Source organism: Candidatus Magnetaquiglobus chichijimensis, assembly GCF_045865675.1.
In the GTDB taxonomy this organism is placed as follows: domain Bacteria; phylum Pseudomonadota; class Magnetococcia; order Magnetococcales; family Magnetaquicoccaceae; genus Magnetaquiglobus; species Magnetaquiglobus chichijimensis.
On the sequence record NZ_BAAFGK010000004.1, the window covers coordinates 2086680 to 2111929 of the forward strand.

Below are 25250 nucleotides of genomic sequence, written 5' to 3' on the forward strand. Positions count from 1 at the left end.
AACGATGAAACCAATCCAGGGATCGCTCTCCCGCCTGGCATCGATCCACCCCCGGCACCGCTTCGCTCCCCCCGGTGCGCGGGCTGGACTCCTGATGGCACTCGCGCTGCTCGTGATCAACGTGTCGCTCACCGGCTGCGCCAACCGCGACGCCACTCCACCGCCCCTGCCCGATCTCCCCGCCGCCTGGAGCAACCCCAGCGCCGCGCCCAGCGCCGCCCTCCCCGCCGCGCCCTGGTGGCAAACATTCGGCAATCCGCGCCTCGACACCCTGGAAGAACAGGCTCTCACCAGCCATCCGGACATCCAGGCCGCCAAGGCACGCCTGAACCAGGCGGAAATCCGCGCCCGCATGGCTGAAAGTCCGCTCTTCCCCACCCTCGCGCTGTCGGGAAGCGATCAGGTCTCCGGGCAGGGACGAAGCGGCAAGAGCGTGCGCGCCTCCCAGGCTTCGCTCGACGCCAGCTACGAACTCGACTACCGGGGTCGCAACCTGTCCCTGATCGACAAGGCCCAGGCCGAATCCACGGCGAGCCGCATGGATCGCGAAGCGGTCCACTGGACGCTGACCGCGGATCTGGCCAGCGCCTACCTGCGCCTGCTGACCCTGGATCACCGCCGTGAACTGGCCCGGCAATCCCTGGAGGCGGCCCAACGGATCCTGGAGTTCACCGCCAAACAGGTGGCCTTCGGCCAGACCGCGCCGCTGGACGAAACCCGTCAGAAACAGACCGTCGCCTCCATCGAGGCCCAGAACGCCGCCCTGGATCTGCAACGGGCCCAGGCCCGTGACGCCCTGGCCCTGCTCGCCAACCAGCCGTTGTCCGCCATCCGCGAGATCGGGGGCAAACTCGCCGACTGGCGCATCCCCGAGGTGCCCGCCGGCGTCCCCTCGGATCTGCTGCGCCGTCGCCCGGACATCCGCCGCGCCGAGGCCGATCTGGTCGCCTCCCAGGCCGATCTGGCCGCCACCCGCGCCGCGCTCTTTCCCTCACTGGAATTGACCGGCGAGCGCGGCTATGCCAGCAAGGGGCTCAAGGAGCTGATCTCACCCGGCAACCTGCTCTGGAAACTGGGCGCCAGCCTCACGGTCACTCTGTTTGATCGCGGCAAGCAGCGCGATGCCATCGCGGTCGCCGAGGAGGCCCGAAAGGCCGCCGTGGCCGCCTACCAGAAGGCGATCCTCGCCGCACTCAAGGATGTGGAGGACAATCTGGCCGCCATCCACTGGCTGGCCGAACAGGAAAAAGCCCAGCAACTGGCCGAGGATGCCGCCCGCGAGGCGCTGCGACTGGCCGAGGTGCGCCATCGCGCCGGCGCGGTGGATTTCATGAATGTGCTCGATGCCCAACGATCGCTGTTGCAGATTCAGGATGAGCTGCCCCAGACCCGTCAGGCCCGTCTGAATGCCGCCATCGGACTCTTCAAGGCCCTGGGCGGACCGATTCCGAACGCAAGTACCGTGGCACTCCCGAAGGGAGATCCACGGTACGGGGGGTGAGGGGGGGCTCCCCCCAGCATGCAAGGTGCCGTGGAACTCCCGAAGGGAGATCCACGGTACGGGGGGTGAGGGGGGGCTCCCCCCAGCATGCAAGGTGCCGTGGAACTCCCGAAGGGAGATCCACGGTACGGGGGGTGAGGGGGGGCTCCCCCCAGCATGCAAGTTGCCGTCGAACGCCCGGAGGTCCACGGTACGGGGGGTGAGGGGGGGCTCCCCCAGCATGCAAGTTAACCTCTCAACGACCCGGAACCGGGGGCTCCGTTGCATGTCCCTCGGCAGACGTCTCGGGCGCGGCGATCAACCCGCCCCCGCGAATGTGCACCTCCTGTTGCGGCAGGGGGATCTCGATGCCGTTGGCGCGGAAGGTGTGGTTGATCGCGGTGTTGAGCCGGTCGGTCATGTTGGCGCGGATGTCCGGATCGATGTGGTAGACGCGCAACTGAAACTCCAGGGCGCTGGCGCCGTGGTTCATGAAAAGCACGCGCGGCGGCGGATCGCGCAGCACCAGAGGATCCCGTTCCGCCACCTCCATGAGAAGCTTGCGCACCTGTTCGATGTCGGAGCCGTAAGCCACCCCCACATGAATCACCAGCCGCACCTCGCGGGAGCTCAAGGTCCAGTTGATCACCTCCTTGGTGATCAGATCCCGGTTCGGGATGAGGATCTCCTGGAGATCCTGACTGATCACCCGCGTGGCGCGGATGTTGATGCGGCGCACCTCACCCATCACCGCCCCCACCGAGATGCGATCGCCGACCCGTACCGGACGTTCCAGGAGCAGGATGATGCCGCTGATGAAATTGGCGACGATCTCCTGCAAGCCGAAACCGATTCCCACGCTGATGGCCGCCGCCAGCCAGGCGATCTTGCCCACGTCCACATGCAGCGCGGAGAGCGAGGCCGGCAGACCGATCAGCACCACGGTGTAGCGGCTCATGGTGAGAATGGCGTAGCGTACCCCCTGATCCACCCGGACCCGTGAAAAGATGAACAGCTCGAGTATCCCCGGCAGGTGATGAACCAGCCACACCGATGCCACCAGGGTGATCACGAACCGGATCATGTCGGCGACGCTGATCACATCCACGCCGCCATCGGCCAGGGTGGTGGTGAAAAGGGTGTATTCGTGGAGGGCGTCCAAGGTCTGGCGGTTGACCCCCCAATAGGAGGCCAGCATCCATCCTCCGCCGATGATGAAAAGCAGCCTCAGGAAGCGCCGGATGCTCAACGCGGACTGATACAGATCGTCTTGGGCATCCTCGCCCGGCGCCACGGCCATCACCCAGTGGCGATCCCGACCCAGACTCATGGCGACCGAGATGGAGAGTCGATACAGACCAATCAGCAGAAAGATCGTCACCAGGGTCAACAGACCATTGCGGGTGATGGTGGCCGCGCCGAAGCGGTAGCCGAAGGCATCGATGCCAACCACGGTGAGAATGCCAAGCAGCAGCAGACGGCTGATCAGGCGCCAGTTGTCGGCCAGCAACCCGCCGCGCGGTTGATGTCCACCGTTCGGGGTTTCGCCGGTCTCCAGGAAGGCGTGACGCACCAGAGGGGAAGAGTCGCGAATGAGATAATAGAGCACTGCGGCCACGGTCAGTTCGTAGGCGGTGTAGCCGAGACGCGGCAGGGCCTGAAAATCGAACGGCGCCCCCCGAAAGATGATCCACGGCATCAGCAGGCTGGGATAGGCGATCAGCAGCATCCGGACCGCCCGGTGCAGCGTTTTGGAAAGATCGCGCGGCATGCCGAACTGACTGCGCGCCACCGCTCCGGAGCCAAACAGCGCGCGGTTCAGACGCCACAGGAAGACGAACAACGCCACATGCATCAACACCCGCGCCACCACCTTGCCCACCCCCTGGGGTAAGCCGGCGGCATCGATGGCCATGGCCGCGATCAGAAAATAGACCGACCACAAGCCCGCCTCGGCCAGAGCCGCCAACACGGGCAGAAACCACGCCCGCCCTTCCCGTTCGCTCTCCGGGCGCTGTTTCCAGGCTTCCATGGCCCGCACCCAGCGTCGCGACAAGGGGATGCCGACAAAGAGCGCCATGAGCAGCATCGCCCCATAGAACAGCTCAAGCGGATGGGTGAGCGCCTCCAGCAGATGCTGACCATTCTCGATGGTGAAAACCCGCTCGAGCCATTTGATGAAGCTGGTGTCGCGCTCCGTGCCGAACAGCTCATCCAGCATGCCGGTGATCAGCGACCAACCGAGCGGATCCGCATCCTGGATCCAGAAAACCTTCGACAACACGAACCGCTCCAGGGAGTCGAGCACGTTGGCCCGTTCCGAGGTCAGAAGCTCCAGACGGCGCTCATCGACGTTGATCTCGAAGAGCACCTTCTTCTCATCCAGCAATCCCTGACGATAGGCATCGAGGGCCTTGACGCTCTTCTCCCGGAACAGCGCCTCCTGTTTGGCATCCAACGCGATGTTCTCGCCGCTGGCCGACGAAAGCACCTGCCACTCGCCACGCCACTGCTCGCGGAGGTTGACCAGTCGGGCCTCGATCTCAACGCGCCGCGCCTGCGCGGCGGTCAATCGTTCACGCAGCGACGCGGAGAGCAGATGTTCCAGTTCCAGGCGCCGCTCGCCCATCAGCCGGAAGGTGGATTTGAGCAGCTCCGCGGCCATCCCCTGGGAGCCGAGTCGTTTCACCAGGGCGCCGAGATTGCCCAGTTCCGTCTCCTCCTCCTTGATGCGCGTCTCCTGTCCGGTGATCACGCTCGCCAACTCGGTGCGCAACTGATGCCATTCCGCGGTGTTCTTCTGACTCTGCGCGACCAGGATCTCCCGTTGCGCCAGAAACTTCTCCAGAGGGGTATGGGCCTTCTCGGCCAGCTTCTCCTTCTGTTCCAGCGCGCCGCTCTTGGCTTCGAGGGCCTGGGCCTGCAGGTGGCTCAACGCCTCCTGATAGAGCTTGATCTGCTGCTCCTCCCACTCGAAAATCCGCTGCGCCAGCTCCAACTCCTTGTCCAGACGAACGCCGTTCTCCTTTTCGAAGGCCAGCTCGGCGTTCCAGAGCGCCACCTGCGCCTGACTGACCGCCTGGCTCAACTCCGCGTTGTCGAGCTTCAACGCCACCAACCCCTTCTTGGCCGCGTCGGCCTTGCCGGAGAGGGTGGGCAGTTTGCGCCGCTCCTCCTCGGCGGCCTTCTGGGTCTGCTTGGCCTGAAGGATCAGCTCCGGAATCCGTTGCAACAACTGACGCCGCGCATCGCGGGCATCCTGCAACCCCTTGACCGTCTTCAACCGCTCGGCACGTTTCTCCTCGAGCTGCTTGAAAGCCTCCTGGGTCGGATTGGCGGGTGGCGGAGGAGGCGATCTCTTCTCCCACTCCCGGATTCTGGCATCCAGATCGGCCTCTCCACGCCCTTTCTCCGGTTTGGATTGCGCCATCTCGCGCCGCCGGACCAGGGTCTCCTCCAACTGGCGCAACAGCACCACCCGATCCTTCAGGGCGGCACGGCGCCGGCCTTCCTGGCTCTCGTCCGTCACATCCCCGGCAATGGCGGCCAACTCCTGATTCAACAGGCCGATGACCGACTCAACGCTCTCCGCGGTCAATCCGGTCTGCTTCCAGACCGGACTCAACGCGGTCAACTGGGGGGAGTCCGCCGCGCACAGCGTCACGGACCATCCCAGCACGAGCCAGAAGGCCAACAGCCGCTTCCATGTGAAGCGCCAGTCAGAACAACGATATGGGTTCATGCAACGATTCCCCGCCGGGACACTCAGTGGGCAGGTCGATGGAGCGGGGGCCCCGTCTGGCGGCCCCCGTTTGGAAACGATGAAGTCTATTGCGGAATCTCGAGATTGCGACTGCGGAAGGCATCCGACTTGCGGCCCAGATCGAATTTTTCGGCCTGGATGGCCATAAGGGTGCTCTTCCAGGCATGACGCGCGGCCTTCAACACCAGGTAACCACCGAAATCGCCGAATTGGCCATAGAGGTAGTCGTCCGGGTCGCGGTTGGCGGACTTGATGGCATTGACGAACTTGCCGGGGATCTGTTCGGTCAGCTCGCTCATGCGCACCTTGTTGCGGGTGCCTTCACTCTTGTTCTCGATGACCGCCTCGCCGTTGCCGACGTAATAGATGAAATACCCCTCCTGGGCAAAGATCTGTTTGTTGACCTCCACCTTGACGCCGATCATCTCGGCGGCGTGCGGGTTGCTCGTGTCGAGGCCGAAGGTCTCTTTGGTACGCAGATCGATGATGTCGTTCAGATGGGTCACCAGGATGGTGATCAACTTGTCCTTGAGAAAGTCACGCACATCCGGAGAGAGATCGTGCATGATCTTGCGATCGAACTCCAGCAGGATGCACGGTTCGATGGCCACGATGCTCGCGCCACGGGGCTTGGAGCTTAGAAAGGCGATTTCGCCGAAGATGGCGCCAGGTTTGAGTTCGTTGATCGGATTGACGTTCGGCTTTTTGTAGACGTTCACCTTGCCCTGGAGCAGCACGAAGAACGAACCGGACTCATCCCCTTCGTTGATGATCGGCGCATTGGCCGGATACTTTTTGAAGAGGGTGTCGAGACTGGCGATCTCGGCCTTGGCCTGCGGGGTGAAGTCGGAAAAGAATTTGATCTTTTCAAGCAATTGCACATCAAACATGGTTTATTCTCCTCCCGTGCGACGCGCCATAAGTTCCATCAAACGTCCCAGGTTGCCGAGCGAGGCCAGATGGGCATGGACCCACGCCAACTCACCGCAACGGAACAGTTCCAACGCTTGTGGCTTGCTCAGCTCCAATAATTTTTTCTCGTCCACGACCAGCAGATCCGGACTGGCCGGCACCCCCCACCCGCGCATTTCGGGACGATCCACGACGCTGACGAACAGGTCCATCCCCTCCAGGCGGTTGACGAACACCTCCGTGCGGCGCACCCACTCTTGAAATTGTTGCAAGAAACGGACCACACTTTGAAGCCAGGGGGTTTGTTGGCCCTGGTCATCGAAGAGACGTTCGCCCACCCCGGTGGATAAGATTCCAGAATAGGCCGCATCGATGCACACGGTCAACTGAGAATCGTGTTCCCCACCCGCCAGAACGAACGGATAGCGTCGCACGAAGCCGGGTATGTAGCGTGCCTCCCAGATGCCATCCGGTCGCACGAAGAGATTTTCATTGTCCCGCGGGCTCAGCAAGACCAGCGGCAGAATTTTGCTCCCCACCCGTGCGAAGAAGATGGCATACTCCCTGGCCGCCTCGATGAACTCGGCACCGGTCAGCAGCACCGAATTGGTGCGGGCGGCGAAATCATGGGGTCTTTCCTGCCGGATGATACGCCACTGCCGGTGGCGTTGTCGGTCCAGCACCACCGGCTTCTGATAGAAAAGCAGCTCCGCCATGCGTCACTTCAACAAGGCACGGCTCTGCTCGTTGAGGGAGATCTGGGTCTTGCCGAGCAGTTCGCTGACATAGGCGTCCTTGTTCTCCTGGAGTTTCTTGTCCTTGAGCATCTTGGTCAAAGCCGGCTTCACCTCGTCGTAGGGACGCGGAGTGGGCTCCTTGGTGCCACGCAACTGCACGACATGCACGCCCTGGGGGGTTTTGATCGGACCGGCGACCTCGCCGTTCTTGAGTCCGGAGATCGCTTTCTGGAACTCGGGAAGCAGTTGATTGAGAGGCACCCAACCCATGTCTCCGCCCTGGGAAGCCGAGGCCGGATGTTGGGAGAACTTCTGAGCCAGACTGGCGAATTCGGACTCCTTCTTCTGCACCATGGTCATGTAGCGCTCGGCCAGCTTGAAAAGATCCTGCTTGGCCTTGTCGTCCATGTTCGGCTCGTACTTCAAGAAGATCTGGGCCACGTTCACGGTCTGGGGAAGCATGAAACGGGATTTGTTCTCGTCGTAGGCCTGACGCACCAGGGACTCCTCCGGATATTTTGCGGGAACCTTGGCCGAAATGTTCAGAAAATTCTCGACAAGAACCCCTTCCCTGGCGCGCTCCATCATGAAGGCCACATCGCCCTTCTGATCGACCTTCTGCTCGCGGGCCTTGGCCAGGAAGTACTTGCGCAGCATCGCCTCGCCGATCTTCTGTTTCATCAACTCGGGATTCTCGAGAAGGTGCTTCTTGACCTCCTTGTCGCTGTTGTTCATCAGGGCCTGGAACTCACCCACGGTGAGATTCACACCGCCCATGCTGGCGAGAGGAGCGTTTTTGTCGCCTCCCTTGTCCGCTTTCTCGGCGCCCTTATCTCCAGGGGCGGCGTGAAGTTGCGTCGGCAGCGCCAGGGAGAGCATCACCAGCATGCCAGCCAGTCCAACCATCCGGGAAACCATTCTCATAATCATTTCTCTTTCAGTTCCTTGCAAAAATGACCCGCTGCAACGCATCCCTGACGCGCCTACCAGCGCGCCCCGATGTTGAGCTTGATCCGCTCCTGGTTCTGCTCGAAGGTATTCACCACCGACTGATATTCCAGATCCCCGAAAAACATCTTGTACTTGAAGGAGAGATTCAGGAAACCGGTATCGGCATAGCACTGATAGGAACCTCGGATCAGCACATTCTCACCGCAGCCGGGATTCTCGTCCCAATAATGGCCGTAGGAGGTGGCATGACGAAAACCGACCATCATGTTGACCATATCCTCGTAGATCGGTCGCCCGATCGCCAGCGAATAGCGGTAGCCCGAAGGACCGTTGTTGGCGCCCACGAAGTTGTAGGCATTGGGGATCTTGTCGCTCGGGGTGTACTCGCCGTCGAACTGGAACACGGCGGAGAGTCGATACGGCAACATCTGCAGACGCGACAAGGAGAGATAGAGCTTCCAGAAATCGGGCTCCAGGCCATTGACGTTGCCGATCGGACCGTTCACGTTGAGCTTGTTGACCGCGGTGGCCATATTTTCCAGCTTCCAGCGCACGTCGTCGTCGGTCATGGAGCCGAACACCCCGGAAAAGGCGTGCTTGACGCGCAAGGCGGCGGTGTTGGCCGCTGGTCGCTCGGGGAGCAGGGAGTCCATGACGGTGGCGCGCAGGGAGAGTTCTCCCACGAACAGCTTGTCCTCGCCATGCACGATGGTATCGCCGGCGTTGTAGCCCGGGAAGGCGGTGTTGAGTCGGGTCGTGGCGGTGGAATGCTTCTTCTCCAGACCGATCCCCCACCAGAAATCACCTTCGTCCACCAGGAAAGGCTTTTCATAGCGCACGGCAAAGGTATCGGAATCGCCTTCGTAGAGCACCACGTCGTTGCCCACCTCGTCCGGGTCCAACTGGTAGCGCACCGTGGTGTAGGACATCTGCAACACACCGCCCTTATCCCCAAACGGTCGGACGTAGTTCATGGCCAGGCTGTTGGAAAACTCCGGGTGGAGCGGGTTGGCGGTGAAGATGGCGGAGATCGAATCGCCGGCTCCGGTGATGTTGTAGAGGGTGCCGGTGTAGCGACCGTTGAATTCGCCGGTATAACGGCTCGCCTGGTTGTTGAAGGAGAGCGAATGGGTATCCTCGAAATCGGTGATCTTCAACACGAGGTTCGAGGTGCCCTCCGGCGCCTTGTGCAGGGTCGGCTCGATGCGGGTTCCCGGCAGTTTGGAAAGCAGTTTCAGCCGGCTGTTGAGGGTCTCCAGATGGATGATCTTGCCGACCAGATCGTGAAAGTGCTGGCTGAACACCCGCGCGTCGTAACGATAGCTGCTGCGACCGGTGAGCTGGATCTGGGCGAGCTTGTTCTCCTCGACCTGCAGGATCACCGTTCCGTCGGAGACGGTCTGGGCCGGAATGATGCACCGGGAGGTGACATACCCCTTGGAGGTCAGAAGCGTGGTGATCCGCGCGGCGATATCCTGAAGTTCCGCCGAGGTGACCTGCTTTTCCAGGCGCGGCTTCACGACGTCGATGATCTCCTGGTTCGGCAACGTCTGGTTGCCGATCACCTTCACACCCTTCAAAAAGAAGGTCACGGCCTTGTCGATCTGGCTCTCCGGTTTGGGCTGCGCGCCGGGATCGACCTCGATGTCCCTGACCACGCCGGGCTGCCCCTTGCGCTCGTTCTCGGTCACCGGTTGATTGGGAGCCGCGCGCTCCTCGAGTTCACGCAGACTCTGTGGCGAGGGGGCGATGTCGGTCGGCAGACCGGCGGCCCAGCCGTGGTTCTGGAACAACACTGCCAAGCCAGCCAGCGCCAGGCTGGCCAGCCAACGAATTCGTCCGTGGGCGGTCATGGCACGCACAGTCCCATCAAGTGGCCGGACAGGTCAATCGGGTGGCACCATTGAGGTTCATGCCCTGAATCTCTTCAAACAGCGTTTTCGTGCCGGTACCGGTTTTCTGACTCAGGCTCTTGCCATCGTTGAAGCGAAACGTGCAAATCTGCTCTTTCGTGGCCAGAGCGAACAGGTGGTAGCTGGCGGCGCTGTCGGTGGTGTAGCTGAACAGCCGGAATCCAGCGTAGTTGAGATTGATCGCGGCGGCATTGATTTTGCCGCTCTCGGCCCAGCCATACTGACTCTTGGCCGAGTCGTAGGACAACGTTTGATTCAGGAAGGCCATGCCACCGCTACCGGCCACGGTCACTCCCGAGGACGCGTAGGTCAAACCAAAGCCGGTCAATCCACTCAGCGTGACATCCAGGGGCGTGACCCCGGTGTTGGCTGTGGTCGCGAGGTTATAGGTCGGCATGATGAACAGCGATGCGAACAGGTTCGCCAACGGCGAGGTCGTCAACACCTTGCCGGCCTCGATGGCGGTGTCCTGGGTTTTCACCGGATCACTCAGATTGACCGCCGCCGTCGTGCTGATCAGGGTAACGGCTTGCGCCGGCGTCGTGGTGGATACCAGGCTTTTCACCCAGTTGGTCGTTGCCGCGACCACCGACTCGGAGTTCTTCATCGCATACTGGCCGGTAGCCAACGCATCGATGGTATTCTTGAGCGTGTCGGTGACGGTTTTGACCGCGGTTTCGGCCACGGTTTCGGTGACACCCGCACCGAACAGCGTGGCCACATTCTGGGACGTGACCACGGATGCCAGGGCGGTGCCGATATCTTCGGGCTTGGTCACGGAGAGCGCGCCATTGGCGGCTGCCGCATCGCGCAGACCTTGAAGAATGACGCCGGAGTTCGCGGCGCTGACACCCATCTGAACCAGATTTTCCTGCACCGTGGTCAGATTCGCGGCAACCGATCGGAGCGTGTTGGCGGTGGTCGAGGTATCGGTCGAGGCAGGAATGCCGGTGGTGGCCGCACTCTTGACCGTGTCCGCCGGCAAACCGGCAACCGGGGTCGTGCCATTCCAGTTTGCCGGAATCAACGCGGAGATCGGATTCATCCGGATGACCGAAGGATTGGGGCTGTAGGCCACGGTGATGGACGCACCATAGGGAATATCGGTGTTGTAGGTGAAAATGCCATCACCATCCAGATCCTGGAAGGTCTTGACGAGCAGCTTTCCTTGTGCATCGAAAATCTTCACCAGACCAGTGGCCGGATCGATTTCATTCCGGCTGGTCGCGGTGATCGGCGGGGTGGCGACGTTGGCGAAGTAGTAGGTTCCCTTGCCCTGATCCACGGCGACCGTATTCTTCGAATCGGTCAGGGTGAGACCGACGATATTGCCGTCCTGGACCACCACGGTGGTGCCCGAGGGTCCACTGGAGCCTCCACCGCCGCCCCCGCCGCAGCCGGGAAAAGTCAGCCCGATGGCCGCGAACATCAGCAGGGTCGAGATACCCCGCAACGGCTCGCCCCATCCGGACCGGGTGGCAACAGAGAGATTCGCGATTTTCTTCATGCGTGACTCCATCGGACGTTGCACGATTGCGCGCGTTCGGGATTGCCGATTCCTGCGATCTGAATCATCCGATCCCGCACAGGTGGAAAAGCCATTGTGATTTACCATAATAAAAGAAAGGCGCGCCAGCCGCAATGGGCAAACGCGCCTGTGTCGGGTTTTCACCCCTGCCATCCGAGCCTCCCCCATGACGGGGAATCCTCGGATGGCAGGGGATGGCCCATCCCCCGAAATCTTGGTTACGGGGTACCGAACAGCTTCTTGAAGAAGTCGAGGAAGACGTTGCCGGTATCGCGCTCCGTGCCCAGGGTTCCCACCGTGGTGGTCTGGGTGGCCTTGGCGTTGGCCGCATCCACCGCTTTCAGGGCGGCATTGGCGATATCCGAACCGGTGCCGGTGGTCGAGGCCGCCGCACCACCCGAAGTGGTGTAGGTGGCCACGGTGTCGGCCTTCTTCTCGGCCCGTTTGGCGGTATCCGTGGTGGTGGAGAGGGTGTTGGCGCCATCGGTCACCGTGCCGCCTTGCACCGTGCCGGTGGCGGTCACGTTGCCGGAGGTGGAAACCGAACCCGCCGTCACCGCGCCCGTCGAGGTCACCGAGCCGGCATTCACCGCGCCCGTCGAGGTCACCGAACCGGCATTCACCGCGCCCGTCGAGGTCACCGAGCCGGCGTTCACCGCGCCCGTCGCCGTCATCGTGGCCGCGTTCACCGCGTTCGACGCCGTGACGTTGGCCGCCGACACCGTGCCGCTCGCCGTGATGTTGCCGGCACCCGTCAGGTTGCCGCCGGAGAGGGTCGCGACGTTATCCGACACGCTCGTCGTCCCCTTCACCGTCGCGCCTTGCACCGCGTTGGTCGCCGTCACGTTGTTCGACGCCGTGACGTTGGCCGCCGACACCGTGCCGCTCGCCGTGATGTTGCCGGCACCCGTCAGGTTGCCGCCGGAGAGGGTCGCGACGTTATCCGACACGCTCGTCGTCCCCTTCACCGTCGCGCCTTGCACCGCGCCCGTCGCCGTCACCGAGGCCGCGTTCACCGCGTTCGACGCCGTAACGTTGGCCGCCGACACCGTGCCGCTCGCCGTGATGTTGCCGGCACCCGTCAGGTTGCCGCCGGAGAGGGTCGCAGTGCCATCCGACACGCTGGTGGTACCCGTCACCGTCGCGCCTTGCACCGCGCCCGTCGCCGTCATCGTGGCCGCGTTCACCGCGCCCGTCGCCGTCACCGAAGCCGCGTTCACCGCGCCCGTCGCCGTCATCGTGGCCGCGTTCACCGCGCTCGACGCCGTGACGTTGGCCGCCGACACCGTGCCGCTCGCCGTGATGTTGCCGGCACCCGTCAGGTTGCCGCCGGAGAGGGTCGCGACGTTATCCGACACGCTCGTCGTCCCCTTCACCGTCGCGCCTTGCACCGCGCCCGTCGCCGTCACCGAGGCCGCGTTCACCGCGCTCGACGCCGTGACGTTGGCCGCCGACACCGTGCCACTCGCCGTGATGTTGCCGGCACCCGTCAGGTTGCCGCCGGAGAGGGTCGCGACGTTATCCGACACGCTCGTCGTCCCCTTCACCGTCGCGCCCTGCACCGCGCCCGTCGCCGTCACCGAGGCCGCGTTCACCGCGCTCGACGCCGTGACGTTGGCCGCCGACACCGTGCCGCTCGCCGTGATGTTGCCGGCACCCGTCAGGTTGCCGCCGGAGAGGGTCGCAACGTTATCCGACACGCTCGTCGTCCCCTTCACCGTCGCGCCCTGCACCGCGCCCGTCGCCGTCACCGAGGCCGCGTTCACCGCGCTCGACGCCGTGACGTTGGCCGCCGACACCGTGCCGCTCGCCGTGATGTTGCCGGCACCCGTCAGGTTGCCGCCGGAGAGGGTCGCGACGTTATCCGACACGCTCGTCGTCCCCTTCACCGTCGCGCCCTGCACCGCGCCCGTCGCCGTCACCGAGGCCGCGTTCACCGCGCTCGACGCCGTGACGTTGGCCGCCGACACCGTGCCGCTCGCCGTGATGTTGCCGGCACCCGTCAGGTTGCCGCCGGAGAGGGTCGCGACGTTATCCGACACGCTCGTCGTCCCCTTCACCGTCGCGCCCTGCACCGCGCCGGTCGCCGTCAGGCTCGCTCCAGAGATCGCGCCGCCGGTGATGGTCGTGGTGTCGCCGGCGGTGGTCGTCGCGACCGTCACCTTGCTGGCCTTGTCCGTGGCAGTATTCACACGCTCCATGGTATTGGCGAGCACTGCGGCGGTGGTCGTGGCGGCCTTGCCATCCACGACATGCGCACTGCCCGTATCCGTCACCCCGAATTCCGCCAGCACGTTCACGCGGTTGAACGCCTCGGTCGCGATGATGCTGGCGTCGCTCAGCGAAGCGTTGTAGGAGATCAACGAGCCGGTGAAGGTCGTGGTGCCGTCCGCCTTCTTACTGGCGAAGAACTCGGTCGGGGTCCAAACCGTGGTGCTCGCCGACATGGTTCCAGCCATGTCGAAGGTGACGCCGTTGTTGGCCACGCCCGGCGCCGCGCCATTGATGATGAAGGAGATGTACTTGGCCACCGTGTTGGTCGAGGAGAAGTAATCCAGGCCCAACAGGTTCTCCAGCGTGGTGACCCGCGAGGAGAGGCTGACAAAAAAGTCCGCCACATTGCCGCCCGAAGCGTTCAGATTGCCACCCGAGAAGGAACCGGTCACCCCGTCATTGACCGGCGTCACATAACCAGCCCCCGAGGCCGAGGCCGCAAGAGCGTCATAGCCGGTAATCGAAACATTGAGGAACTTGCCGGTATAATCGGTGTAGGCCAGTCCACCACCCAATCCGGTGTTGCTGCTGTTCTTGGCCTGCTCCACATAAAGCAAGGGATTGGCCGCATGCGAAGCCGATGCCGCGCTGGTCGTGAGATCGCCCAGGTTGATATTCAGACGGTCTGCGGTGGTGGTCCGGGTCGCATCCCAGTCAACCTTGATGGCCTGGGTGGTGGCTCCGTCACCCACCACACCCTGTGCGGTCAGATTGAACCCTTCCGCCTTCAGGAAACCGGAATTCGCGCTGTTGGTGGAGAGAATGCGCCCCGCAGTGGTTCCCGTGGTAAGCGTAATATCCTTGAGATATTTGAGATTGGCGCTACCAAAATAGGCTGATGTAAAGTCTGGAGCAGAGCTGTTATACGCCAGTCCAGAGCCAGCCGTGTCATTGAGAATGGCCGAGGTCGTATTGGTCGCGGCGATGAGGCCATTCAGGGTGATATCTTTGGCCGGATTGGAGATCGAGACAGAATACTGACTGCCTGTGGAATCGACGACAAAGATATTCCCGACCGTGAGGGCCGAACCACCAGAAGTGACCAGGCTGACATTGCCGGTCGCGTAGGAGTCGGCGATCACCGGCGTGACGATGCCGGCATCCAGGGTCACGGAGCCGCTGCTGGCGAACGCCAGCGAGGTGGAGGCGGTGATCACGCCGGAATCGGTGATGTTGCCGCCCGCTCCGGTGGTGGTCAACGACACGGTGGTACCCGAGGTGGTGCCGACATCCATGGTGCCAGCCGCCGTCGCCGCCACAGCGCCTGTCGAGGCTGCCACAAGCGTCATATTGCCGCCCGAGGTGGCGGTCAGACCGCCGCTGCTCACCACGGTAAGGGTGGTGGCATCGGTTTCGTTGAGCTGCACCACGCCGGTTCCGGCAGTCACGTTCCAACTGGTCACCGCGTTGGAGGCGTGGGCCAAGGTGATCGCGCCATTACCCGTCGAGGTGGTCAAGGTGGTCGCACCCGCCACGATCGCCCCGCTCTGCGTGATCGCGGCATTGGCGGCCACCGCGCTGGAGGTGCTCAAGGTCAGGCTGCCGGTGGTGTTGATGCCGGCGATCGCCATGGCATCCGCCTCGATGATCTGAATGGCGCCAGAGCCCGAGGAGACGTTCCAGCTTGTCACCTGGTTACCCGCCGTGGCCAACGTGATCGCACCGTTGCCCGCCGAACTCGTCAAGGTGGTGGCACCCGCCACGATCGCGCCGGATTGGCCGATCGACGCACTGGCCGCCGTGGTGCTGCTCGTCGTCAAGGCCAGGGTGCCGGTGGTGTTCACACCGGCGATCACCATGGCATCCGCCTCGGTGATCTGAATGTTGCCCGAACCCGAGGTGAGATTCCAACTCGTCACCGCGTTTCCGGCGGTATTCAGCGTGATCGCGCCGTTGCCCGCTGAACTTGTCAGGGTGGTCGCGCCGGCCACGATGGCACCGTTCTGGGTGATCGAGTTGGCCGCCGAGACGTCCGAGGTGGTCAAGGCCAGGGTGCCGGTGGTGTTCACACCGGCGATCACCATGGCGCCGGTCGTCTGCGTCACGGCAATGGCGCCGCTGCCGGAAGAGAGATTCAGAGAGGCGAAATTGGTCGTATCGTTCAGAGTGATGGCCGCATTGGTGGTCGTCAGGGTGGTGGCACCGACCGCAATGGTGGCGCCAGCCGCATCGGTGATGGTGCCGGTGCCGGCAGCCGTGGCATTCAACGCACCCTTGGCGCTCAAGGCCCCGCCGGTGGTATCGATCGAACCAAGCACCACATTACCCGCCGCGCCACCTGCCGTCATGGTCACCGCGGCACCTTTGGTGGCGATCGTCGCGCCGGCGGCCTGCGTCACATTCCCGCTGTTGGAGACCAGCGACACCGTGCCACTCGTCCCCGGAGTCGTGGCGCCAGTCGAGATGTTCGCGTTGGCGTTCACCGCGCCACCGGTCGCGGTCATGCTTACGTTGCCCCCCGTCGTGGCGGCAACCGTGCTGATCGCCGCGCCCGAGGTGATGGCGCCGGCACTCGAGGTCAGCGTCACGCCGCCACCCGCCGTGGTGATGCCTCCGCTATCGTTCACCGAGGTTCCGCTGATGCTCACCGCACCATTCGCGGTGGTGATCGCCGCCGTGGTCGCCGCCGCGCCCGCCGCAGTCAAGGTCACGCCACCACTGCCGGTGGTGATCGTGGCGTTGGAGGTGATGCCATTTCCGGCGCCCGTCGAGGTCATGGTCACGCCAGCCGTGCCGCCACCACCGGAAACATTGATGGTGCCGCCCTGGGTGATGGCACCCGACGTAGCCGTGATACCCACCGAACCGCCGGAAGTGGCGATGGCCCCCGTGGTCGTCACGGCACCCGTGGTGTTCTGCACGGTCACCGTCCCACCCGTGGTGGTGATGGCGCCCAGGGACATGCCTGCCGCGTCGGTTTCGTGGATCGTCACCGTGCCGGCACCGGTTCCGTTGACAACCCAGTTGCCGGTCAGGACATTCGCCTGTTGCAGGTCGATGTTGCCGCCATGATTGGAGGTATCCATGGTCACGCTGGTGGCGTTGATCGCGCCGGTCTGCGTCAGATTGCCCGCGGTCCGCACGGTCAAGGTGACAGCGCCACCGGTCAACCCGGCGATACTCATGCCGTTGATCTCGGTCAACTGAACCGCGCCACCGGCAGCTCCGGCATTGACACTCCAGCTCGACACATCGTTGGCGGTGTTGGTCAGGGTGATCGCACCGCTTCCGGTTGAGGTCGTCAAGGTGGTCGCACCCGCCACGATCGCGCCGCTCTGGGTGATCGCCGCATTGGCGGCCACCGCGCTCGAGGTGGTCAAGGCCAGCGTGCCGGTCGTATTCACCCCGGCGATCGCCATGGCATCCGCCTCGGTGATCTGAATGTTCCCGGATCCGGAGGCGACATTCCAACTGGTGACCATGTTGCCAGCGGTGGTCAGGGTGATCGCGCCGTTGCCGGTGGAGGTGGTCAAGGTGGTGACACCCGCCACGATCGCGCCGCTCTGGGTGATCGAAGCGCTGGCGGCGGTGCCGCTCGTCGTCGTCAGGGCCAGCGTACCCGTCGAGTTCACGCCGGCGATCACCATGGCATCCGCTTCGGAGATCTGGATGTTGCCCGAACCCGAGGTGACATTCCAACTGCCAACCTGGTTGCCGGCGGTGGTCAGGGTGATCGCGCCGTTGCCGGTGGAGGTGGTCAAGGTGGTGGCACCCGCCACGATCGCGCCGCTCTGAGTGATCGCGGCATTGGCGGCCACCGCGCTCGAGGTGGTCAAGGCCAGCGTGCCGGTCGTGTTCACGCCGGCGATCGCCATGGCATCCGCCTCGATAATCTGGATGTTGCCCGAACCCGAGGCGACATTCCAACTGCCCACCATGTTGCCGGCGGTGGTCAAGGTGATCGCGCCATTGCCCGCCGAGGTCGAAAGGGTGGTGGCCCCAGCCACGATCGCACCGCTCTGGGTGATCGCCGCGTTGGCCGGCGTGGCGCTGGTGGTCGTCAACTCCAGGGTGCCGGTCGAGGTCACGCCAGCGATCAGCATGGCATCCGCCTCGGAGATCTGAATATTCCCGGATCCAGAGGTGACATTCCAACTCGTGACCATGTTGCCCGCCGTGGTCAGCGTGATCGCGCCGTTACCCGTCGAGGTGGTCAAGGTGGTGGCCCCGGCCACGATGGCGCCGGTCTGGGTGATCGAGGCGCTGGCTTGGGTGGCGTTGCTGGTGGTCAGGGCCAGGGTGCCGGAACTGTTCACACCGGCGATCACCATGGCATCCGCCTCGGTGATCTGAATGTTGCCCGCGCCCGAGGAGACGTTCCAACTGGTCACCATGTTGCCGGCGGTGGTCAAGGTGATCGCACCGCCACCGGTGGAGGTGGTCAGGGTGGTGACACCCGCCACGATCGCACCGCTCTGGGTGATCGCCGCATTGGCAGCGACCGCGCTCGAAGTGGTCAGGGCCAGCGTGCCGGTCGTGTTCACGCCGGCGATCGCCATGGCATCCGCCTCGGTGATCTGAATGTTCCCGGATCCGGAGGCGACATTCCAACTGGTGACCATGTTGCCAGCGGTGGTCAGGGTGATCGCGCCGCCTCCGGTGGAGGTCGTCACGGTGGTCGCGCCCGCCACGATGGCCCCGCTTTGCGTGACCGCAGCGTTCGCAGCGACGGCGCTCGAGGTGGTCAGGGCCAGCGTGCCGGTGGTGTTGACGCCGGCGATCAGCATGGAATCGTCTTCGGTGAGGGAGATCGCGGAACCGCCGCCGGAGGTCAGATTCACGGAACCCAACTTGACCGAATCACCCGCCGCGGAACCGACAAAGATCTGCCCCGCGGTATTGATCGTCGTCAGACCGCCCACCAGGATCGTGGCATTGGCGATATTGTCCAGGTTGGCCGCGCCGGTCGTCGTGATGTTGAGAGCGCCCGTGACGCCCACATTGCCCAAATGAAGGTGGCTTGCCGAAGTCACATAGGCGCTGGTGGCGGCCACGTTGCCCGGATAACCCGCGTTCGCGGTCGGGCCGGTGATCACCAGGGCCGTGGTCGCGGCCACGCCGATGGCATTGCCATTGGAACCGATGTTGACGCCAGACAAGGTAAGGGTGTCGCCGCTGACAACATTGCCGGTGCCGGTGATGTCGCCCGAAGCGGAGAGGGTGACGTTCTTGGCCGCCCATTTCGCCAGGGCGGCGCCCAGAACGATGTTGCCATTGGAAGCGGTGAAGGTGACGTTCGGCGTCGCGGCAATGGCGGTGATTTCGGTGTTATCCAGCGCATTGGCCGTACCACCCACGCCACCCAGGGTCAGGTTGCCGCTGGTGTCGGTGATCTGCAACGTGTTCGCCGCCGCGGCGGTGACCACGTTGGTGCCGGAGAGATTGACCTCAGGCGCGGAGAGGGTCAGGTTGCCCTTTCCGGACTGAATCGCCAAACCCGCGTTGTCGAAGGTCGCCGTGGTCCCGGAGAGGGAGATGCTGATGCCGCCACCGGTCGCATCACTGGTGGTGTAGATGGGATTGCTCAGGGTCAGGCTCTGATCCGCGACGATATGCACCCCGTCGAAGGTCTGGGTGCCCGAAGAGTTGGAAACCGCACCGGTGGTGTTGTTGTAATGCTGCATCACCAGACCGGTCGTCGCCACCTTGGACATCTGAATCGCGGCGGCGGAGGTACCGATGCCCGAAGTCGCGGTCGCCACGCCGTTGTTGCTCGTCTCCGCGTAGATGTTGACCTTCTGGGCGGTCAGGTTGGTGGTCGAGCCCGAGGCATGCAGCAGATCGCCGCTCACGATCAGGTTGATGGTGTCGTTCGTATCCAAGGTGCCGCTCGAATCGCGGACCTGGATCGAACCCAGAGAGAGATCGCCGATGGCGCGGATGTTGATGGAGTCGTTGGTGGCGACGTTACTGTCGCCCGCCGCGATGGTGACGGTGCCCGTGGCCGTGATGTCGAGATCCGCCGAACCCACCGACGTGCCGTTGAGGGTCGGGGCGGCACCGACGCTCCCCTTGGCGTCGATGGTGACGGCCTTGGCGGTAATGTCGGCGGTGGTGTTGCCCGCACCGGCGGACGAGGTGAAATTCGTATCCGCCGCTGCCGTGACCGCGCCGGTCACCGTGGCCGTGAAATCCCGATTGGCACTACCGTCGTTGACCGTGATCGTCCCACCGGTGACGGCCAGCGAACCGCCGTACAGCGTCAGGTCGTTCTTGGAGACGATGTTGGCGGTGATGGTGATGGCGCCGGTGCTGGTGGTGGCGTTGCCGCCCACCGTGCCACCGATCTCCAGTTTGCTGCCCGCCCCGCCCGCGCCAAAGGCGAGCAGGTCATCCGCCGTCAGATCCAGGCCGGTACCGGGCCGGGTGCCGAGGTTGATGGCCCGGGTCGAGGTTTTGGCGCTGATGGCCGCCTTGCCAGCGGCGTCGATGATGATCTGGTTGGCGGTCGGATTGGCGAAGGTGACCGTATCGGAGACGATGTTCAGATTGGCCAGCTTGATGCTGCTGGCTGCGCTGGTGGCAAAGTTGACCGCCTGATTCGCCGCGTTCAACAAGGTCAGGGTCGAACCCTTGGATGCCGTGCCGTCAAAGGTGCCATCCACGGTGATCTGCGCATCGTTGGTGATCTGGATGGTGGCGCCACCGGTTTTGGTGGTGGAACCGGTGCTGAGATTCAAGGCGCCGGTGTTGGTGAGCGTGGTGTTGCCCGCATCTTCGAGGAGCAGGTTCGTGACTTTGGTTTTGACGCTGGAAATGGCCGTACTGTTGCTGTTGCTGATCACCAGCGTGTTGGCCGTGATGTCGATGTTGGCCGGCAGGGTCTGCAACCCCTGAAAGGCGCCGGTTCCGGAGGTGCTGCCATTCGGATTGCCCAGGATGACCCGATCCGCGACCACCTGGTCGAGTTTGACCGTCATGCCGTCCACGGCGTTGATGTAGACATCCTTGGTGGTCGAACCACCGCTGCCGTTGCTGTCCACCCTGATCGACGGGGTGGTGGAAGGGGACTTGGCGCCGATGTTCAGGCCCGTGGTCTCGGAGGTACCGACGGCGGAGGTGGTCTGGATGGCGGTGCTGGCGGCGGTGACCTTCTTGGTGGCCCCCTGGGTCAACACACCCCCGGCGGCGATGCTCACGGTGCCGGCGCCGGCGTCGATGTCACCCAGTTTGGCCGAGCCGGTGGTGCGCAGATTGATGTTGCCCCCATTCGCGGTGACCGTCAACTCGCCACCCGAACCGAGGGAGAGCTGGCTGTTGGCGCCAATGGAAACGGCGTTGCCCGAGGCGGTGCTGCCGGTGATGGTGATGTTCTGGGCCGAGGTGGTGCCCGAGCTGCCGGTGTCGTTGATGGTGACCGCACCATCGGCACGAATCACCAGATCGGTGTTGTTGGAGAGGGCGAAGTTTTTGTTGATGGTGACATTATGACTCGAGCTGCTCGGGAGTGCCGTGAATGTCAATCCGAAGTTGCCACTCGACGACGTGCTCAAGGAGTTCCATTCGGTGGTGCCGGTGTTGGTGATGTTGTTCGGCAGTTGGGTGTACAGACCGAGGTTGCCGGTGGCGATCGTGGCCGTGTTGGCGATGCTCAGTCCGTTCGGATCGACGATCACCACCGAGGAGAGACCCGGCGAGGAGAGGGTGCCGGCGATGGTGGTGCCGCTGCCCCCCTCGACCACGTTCAACAGGGTGAAGGAGGGGCTGTTGGCCGTGATGCTCAACACCTTGCCGCTGTTGATGTCGAAACCCGTGGCCGCGCCCGAGTGATCCCAGTTGATGATCGCCTTGCTGTTGGCGCCCAGATTCAGCGAGTTGGTGCTGCCATCCACATTGCGGTAGGTGATGGAGGACAGGTCGTTGGTCTGGATGTTCTTGATGGCCGTGGCCTGGGGCAACCCGGTATTGTTGGCGTCGATCACCCCGTTGTTCACCCAACTCCCCGCCGTGCCCGGCGTTCCCGCCCAGCCCGGAGCGACCGATCCATACACGGCCATCATCGCCGCCAGGGAGAGCACGCGCTGTCCCGTCCGTTTTTCGCGAACCAACTGCTTCGAGGATTGGACTTTCACGGTTCTCGTTTGCGCGGTATGCATCTCGTGCCTCCAGACAGGATGTTTTTTCCGAACCAGCCACACGACGGGTCGCCGTCTTGACGCGGGGTTCGAAGGATCTCTTTTGTATGATGGGCGAAGCTAGTTATTAAGGATTGGTGCGGCTTTGGGTGACCGGAACCGACGGGGGCGGCATGAACGGTCGTTTAAACACAAAAAAACCGTTAAAAAGTATACACGAATACCCGTTGCAAAGCAAACGAAAAGCACTCTTGACGGGCTTTTCCGTCACGTCTCGTCTTATATCGGTCGCTTTGCCAGCCAGCTTGAGCGTCAAAATGAGAACCACTCACGATGTGGCGATGGAAAGATCATGCAAGGAATACACCAAATGATTTCAGAGAGGCACAGAACAAACATGCCATTCCGGGCAAAGCGCCCACATGAAAGCACCCGCTTCAAGAACCGCGAACGGGGTGTCGATTTTCCAGCGTGAAGGCGGGGATGACGCAACAAGGGAGGGGCGAACCCGTTCCAGCCGACACTCCAAGGCGTGCGCGCAAGTTGGGCAACAAAACCAAGGGAGGGGCGAACCCCTCCCCGGTTCCAGGCGAACTTACTTCTTCTCTTCCTTGGCGGCAGGCGCAGCAGGCGCAGCGGGCGCGACACCCCAACCCGGAGCCCCCCAACCCGGAGCGCCCCAACCCGGACCATACCCCCAACCCGGACCGCCCCAGCCCGGACCATAGCCGTAACCGGGATACCAGCCGTTGTTCCAGCCGTTGTTCCAGCCGTTGTTCCAGCCGTTGTTCCAGTCGTTGTTCCAGTTGTTGTTACCGGAACCAGCGACATCGCCGCCCATGTTGAAACCGAAATTGCCCGAGCCACGACCACTGCCATTGTTGGCCCAGTTGTTACCCCAGTTATTGTTCCAGTTGTCGTTCCAGTTATTGTAGTTGTTGCCCCAACCAGGACCATTGCCCCAACCGGGACCGCCCCACCAAGCCGATGCATCGCCCGCGGTCAGCATGGCCGCACCCCCCAGCAGAGTCGCCAGGGCCATCATGCGCAAACCTTTCTTCATCGCAAATTCCTCCTCATGGTTAAAACTTCCGAGATGTTCGTTAAGAACGTACCGAGAATCCACCCGCGGGCATCGGTCACTCTCCCCATGACGACTCATAACTTTCCCGCAGTATGGACACTTTAACCCGATCCGATTTGGCAAGTAAATTAAAAAAATTTCAAATTCAACACCCCTTGACGCAGGAACTCGGATCGTTTTGAGAATATCAAAGAAGTTACAGGCGTATAAGTTATATTTGTAAATATCATATCCTTCTGACCCGGAGTTTCCCAAGCATGCCCAGGATGTTTTCAACCCGGCTCCCCGTCTCGGAGAGCCAAAACCCGCACGACGGGGGACTCCCCCCCTCACCTGCCGACCGTGGACCTCTCCATGGGCGTTCCACGGCAAAACGCGCATGGATGATTGCGCTGCTGTGGACGATGGTGCTGCTCGCCCCTGGAGCGATCCAGGCACGGGAGTTCGGCGACTACGACGTCCAGGTTCAACCCGCCGAGGTCTTCCCGGACGCCGACCGCTTCGATCCTTTGAGCGGCACGCCGAAAAACGCGATCGCCTACAAGAACGACAAACCGGTGGGACATGTGTTCCAGACCAGCGACATCGGCTACTCCGGGAAACCGATCGAAATCCTGGCTGGCGTCAGCAAGGAGGGGATCATCACCGGCGCCAAGGTGGTCAAACACGCCGAACCGATCCTGTTGATCGGGATTCCGGAGCAGAAGCTGTTCGATTTCGTCTCCCGCTACGTGGGACGCGATCCGATCAAGGAGGCCGAGACCGCCGGCAAGCAGGCCATCGACGCCATCAGCGGCGCCACGGTCACCGCCATTGTCATCAACGACGGCATTCTGCGCTCGGCGCGCAAGATCGCCCGTGGCGGGCAGGCCGAAACCCAGACCGTCAAGACCACCCTGATCGAGCCCCCCTTCAAGGCCGCAGACTGGAACAGCCTGCTTGGCGACGGCTCGGTGCGCCGCATGACCCTCAACCATGGGGACGTGGATTCCGCCTTCGCGAAACTCGGCGCCCCCTCCGGCGAACCCTACGTCAAGGTAATGCCGCCCGAGACCCTGTTCATCGATCTGCACATCGCCCTGGTCACCCCGGAGGCGATCGGCAGGAACCTTCTGGGCGAGGCCGAATACGCCAACATGCGCGAATGGCTCGCCCCCGGACAGCAGGCCCTGCTGATCGTGGCCAACGGTTCCTACTCGTTTCGCGGCTCGGGTTTCGTGCGCGGCGGCATCTTCGACCGCTTCAAGATCAACCAGGACGGCAGCAGCATTCTCCTGCACGACTACCAGTACCGCCGGCTGCGCGATCTCGGACCCGACATGCCGGGCTTCGAAGAGATCGGGCTGTTCAAAATGCCGGAAAACTTCGATCCCACCCATCCCTGGGCGCTGGAACTGCTCGCCCAACGCCCGACCGGGCCGATCGAAAAGATCTTCACCAGCTTTCTCGTCTCCTACAACCTGCCGGAGCGGTTCATCCAGCGTCAGGCCATCGCCCCGGCCTCGACACCCGTCGCACAGGCCACGGCGGCCACCGATGACGGAACCCCGCCGCTCTGGCAACGGATCTGGAAGGATCGGACCTCGGACGTGATCGTCCTGGCCGTTTCGCTCATTTTTCTGACGATGATCTTCTTTTTCCAGGAACTTCTCGTCACCCATCCGCGCCTGGTGGCCTGGCTGAGGCGCGGATTCCTGCTCTTCTCGGTACTCTTCATCGGCGGCTACGCCCAGGCGCAACTCTCGGTGGTCAACGTCTTCACCTTTCTGCACGCGCTCATGGGCGGATTCCGCTGGGAGTTCTTCCTCATCGACCCCCTGATCTTCATCCTCTGGTCCGCCACCGCGCTCTCCCTGCTCTTCTGGGGACGCGGCGCCTTCTGCGGCTGGCTCTGCCCCTTCGGCGCCCTCACCGAACTGCTCAACTGGGTGGCCCGCTCCCTCGGCGTACCCCAGTTCCGCATCCCCTTTGCCTGGCATGAACGGCTTTGGGCCCTGAAATACGTTCTTTTCCTGGGGCTTCTGGCCGTCTCCCTCTCCTCCATGGCCATGGCCGAGAGACTGGCCGAAATCGAACCGTTCAAGACCGTGGTCCTGCTGCGCTTCGATCGCGAATGGCCCTTCGTCCTCTATGCCCTGATCCTGATCGGCCTCGGCCTGTTCGTCGAACGGTTCTTCTGCCGTTACCTCTGCCCCCTGGGCGCCGCCATCGCCATTCCGGGACGCATGCGCATCTTCGCCTGGCTCAAACGGCGGCGTCAGTGCGGCGATCTCTGCTCCAACTGCGGAACCGAGTGCTTCGTCCAGGCGATCCTGCCCAACGGCGAAATCCATCCCAACGAGTGCTTCTACTGCCTGCACTGCCAACTGAATTACGTCAACGAGAACGTCTGCCCAACCCTGATCATGCGCAAAAACCGCCGGGAACGCCGCGCCGCCGCCAGCGAGAACGAAGATTCGGCATCTTGAGAAAAATGTTCCACCTGGAATTGATCTGCATCAATTCCAGGTGGATATTTTGCTGTTTCGATTTT

General features: G+C 63.0%; 10 protein-coding genes. 2 read left to right on the forward strand and 8 right to left on the reverse strand.

What is annotated here, in order from left to right:
* Positions 1-4 precede the first annotated feature (4 nt).
* On the forward strand, positions 5-1501 hold the full coding sequence (locus ACOY6C_RS13225; RefSeq protein WP_420905941.1) for an efflux transporter outer membrane subunit: 1497 nt from the start codon (positions 5-7) through the stop codon (positions 1499-1501).
* 235 nt (positions 1502-1736) lie between these two features.
* Here the strand turns inward: ACOY6C_RS13225 and ACOY6C_RS13230 are convergent, their stop codons facing one another.
* The 8 genes from ACOY6C_RS13230 to ACOY6C_RS13265 form a co-directional block, all read right to left on the reverse strand.
* The gene (locus tag ACOY6C_RS13230; RefSeq protein ID WP_420905942.1) at positions 1737-5222 is read right to left on the reverse strand and encodes a mechanosensitive ion channel domain-containing protein; all 3486 of its coding nucleotides are present in this window, start codon (positions 5220-5222) and stop codon (positions 1737-1739) included.
* Positions 5223-5308: 86 nt separating this feature from the next.
* Positions 5309-6133 carry a Crp/Fnr family transcriptional regulator gene (locus ACOY6C_RS13235; RefSeq protein WP_420905943.1) on the reverse strand — a complete coding sequence of 275 codons (825 nt, stop codon included), beginning with the start codon at positions 6131-6133 and terminating at the stop codon, positions 5309-5311.
* Positions 6134-6136: 3 nt separating this feature from the next.
* Complete coding sequence (locus tag ACOY6C_RS13240; RefSeq protein WP_420905944.1) at positions 6137-6871, reverse strand: SapC family protein; 735 nt, start codon at positions 6869-6871, stop codon at positions 6137-6139.
* A gap of 3 nt (positions 6872-6874) precedes the next feature.
* Complete coding sequence (locus ACOY6C_RS13245; RefSeq protein WP_420905945.1) at positions 6875-7816, reverse strand: peptidylprolyl isomerase; 942 nt, start codon at positions 7814-7816, stop codon at positions 6875-6877.
* A 59-nt stretch (positions 7817-7875) separates the two neighbouring features.
* Positions 7876-9696 (reverse strand): POTRA domain-containing protein, encoded by a 1821-nt coding sequence (locus ACOY6C_RS13250; RefSeq protein WP_420905946.1) that lies wholly within the window; start codon positions 9694-9696, stop codon positions 7876-7878.
* A gap of 16 nt (positions 9697-9712) precedes the next feature.
* A complete protein-coding gene (locus tag ACOY6C_RS13255; protein WP_420905947.1) occupies positions 9713-11263 on the reverse strand; it encodes a hypothetical protein in 1551 nt (516 codons plus the stop codon).
* Between the two features lie 239 nt (positions 11264-11502).
* The gene (locus ACOY6C_RS13260; RefSeq protein ID WP_420905948.1) at positions 11503-21630 is read right to left on the reverse strand and encodes a hypothetical protein; all 10128 of its coding nucleotides are present in this window, start codon (positions 21628-21630) and stop codon (positions 11503-11505) included.
* A 598-nt stretch (positions 21631-22228) separates the two neighbouring features.
* The gene (locus tag ACOY6C_RS13265; RefSeq protein ID WP_420905949.1) at positions 22229-22696 is read right to left on the reverse strand and encodes a hypothetical protein; all 468 of its coding nucleotides are present in this window, start codon (positions 22694-22696) and stop codon (positions 22229-22231) included.
* A 404-nt stretch (positions 22697-23100) separates the two neighbouring features.
* On the opposite strand from ACOY6C_RS13265, the gene ACOY6C_RS13270 reads away from it, so the two are divergent.
* Entirely contained in the window at positions 23101-25185 is a 2085-nt protein-coding gene (locus ACOY6C_RS13270) for a 4Fe-4S binding protein (RefSeq protein ID WP_420905950.1), read from the forward strand.
* Positions 25186-25250 lie beyond the last annotated feature (65 nt).

Coding starts and splice junctions, on each gene's coding strand:
- ACOY6C_RS13230 (WP_420905942.1), bottom strand. CDS start 5,222: ATGAACCCATATCGTTGTTCTGACTGGCGCTTCACATGGAAGCGGCTG.
- ACOY6C_RS13235 (WP_420905943.1), bottom strand. CDS start 6,133: ATGTTTGATGTGCAATTGCTTGAAAAGATCAAATTCTTTTCCGACTTC.
- ACOY6C_RS13250 (WP_420905946.1), bottom strand. CDS start 9,696: ATGACCGCCCACGGACGAATTCGTTGGCTGGCCAGCCTGGCGCTGGCT.
- ACOY6C_RS13245 (WP_420905945.1), bottom strand. CDS start 7,816: ATGAGAATGGTTTCCCGGATGGTTGGACTGGCTGGCATGCTGGTGATG.
- ACOY6C_RS13240 (WP_420905944.1), bottom strand. CDS start 6,871: ATGGCGGAGCTGCTTTTCTATCAGAAGCCGGTGGTGCTGGACCGACAA.
- ACOY6C_RS13270 (WP_420905950.1), top strand. CDS start 23,101: ATGATTGCGCTGCTGTGGACGATGGTGCTGCTCGCCCCTGGAGCGATC.
- ACOY6C_RS13265 (WP_420905949.1), bottom strand. CDS start 22,696: ATGAAGAAAGGTTTGCGCATGATGGCCCTGGCGACTCTGCTGGGGGGT.
- ACOY6C_RS13255 (WP_420905947.1), bottom strand. CDS start 11,263: ATGAAGAAAATCGCGAATCTCTCTGTTGCCACCCGGTCCGGATGGGGC.
- ACOY6C_RS13225 (WP_420905941.1), top strand. CDS start 5: ATGAAACCAATCCAGGGATCGCTCTCCCGCCTGGCATCGATCCACCCC.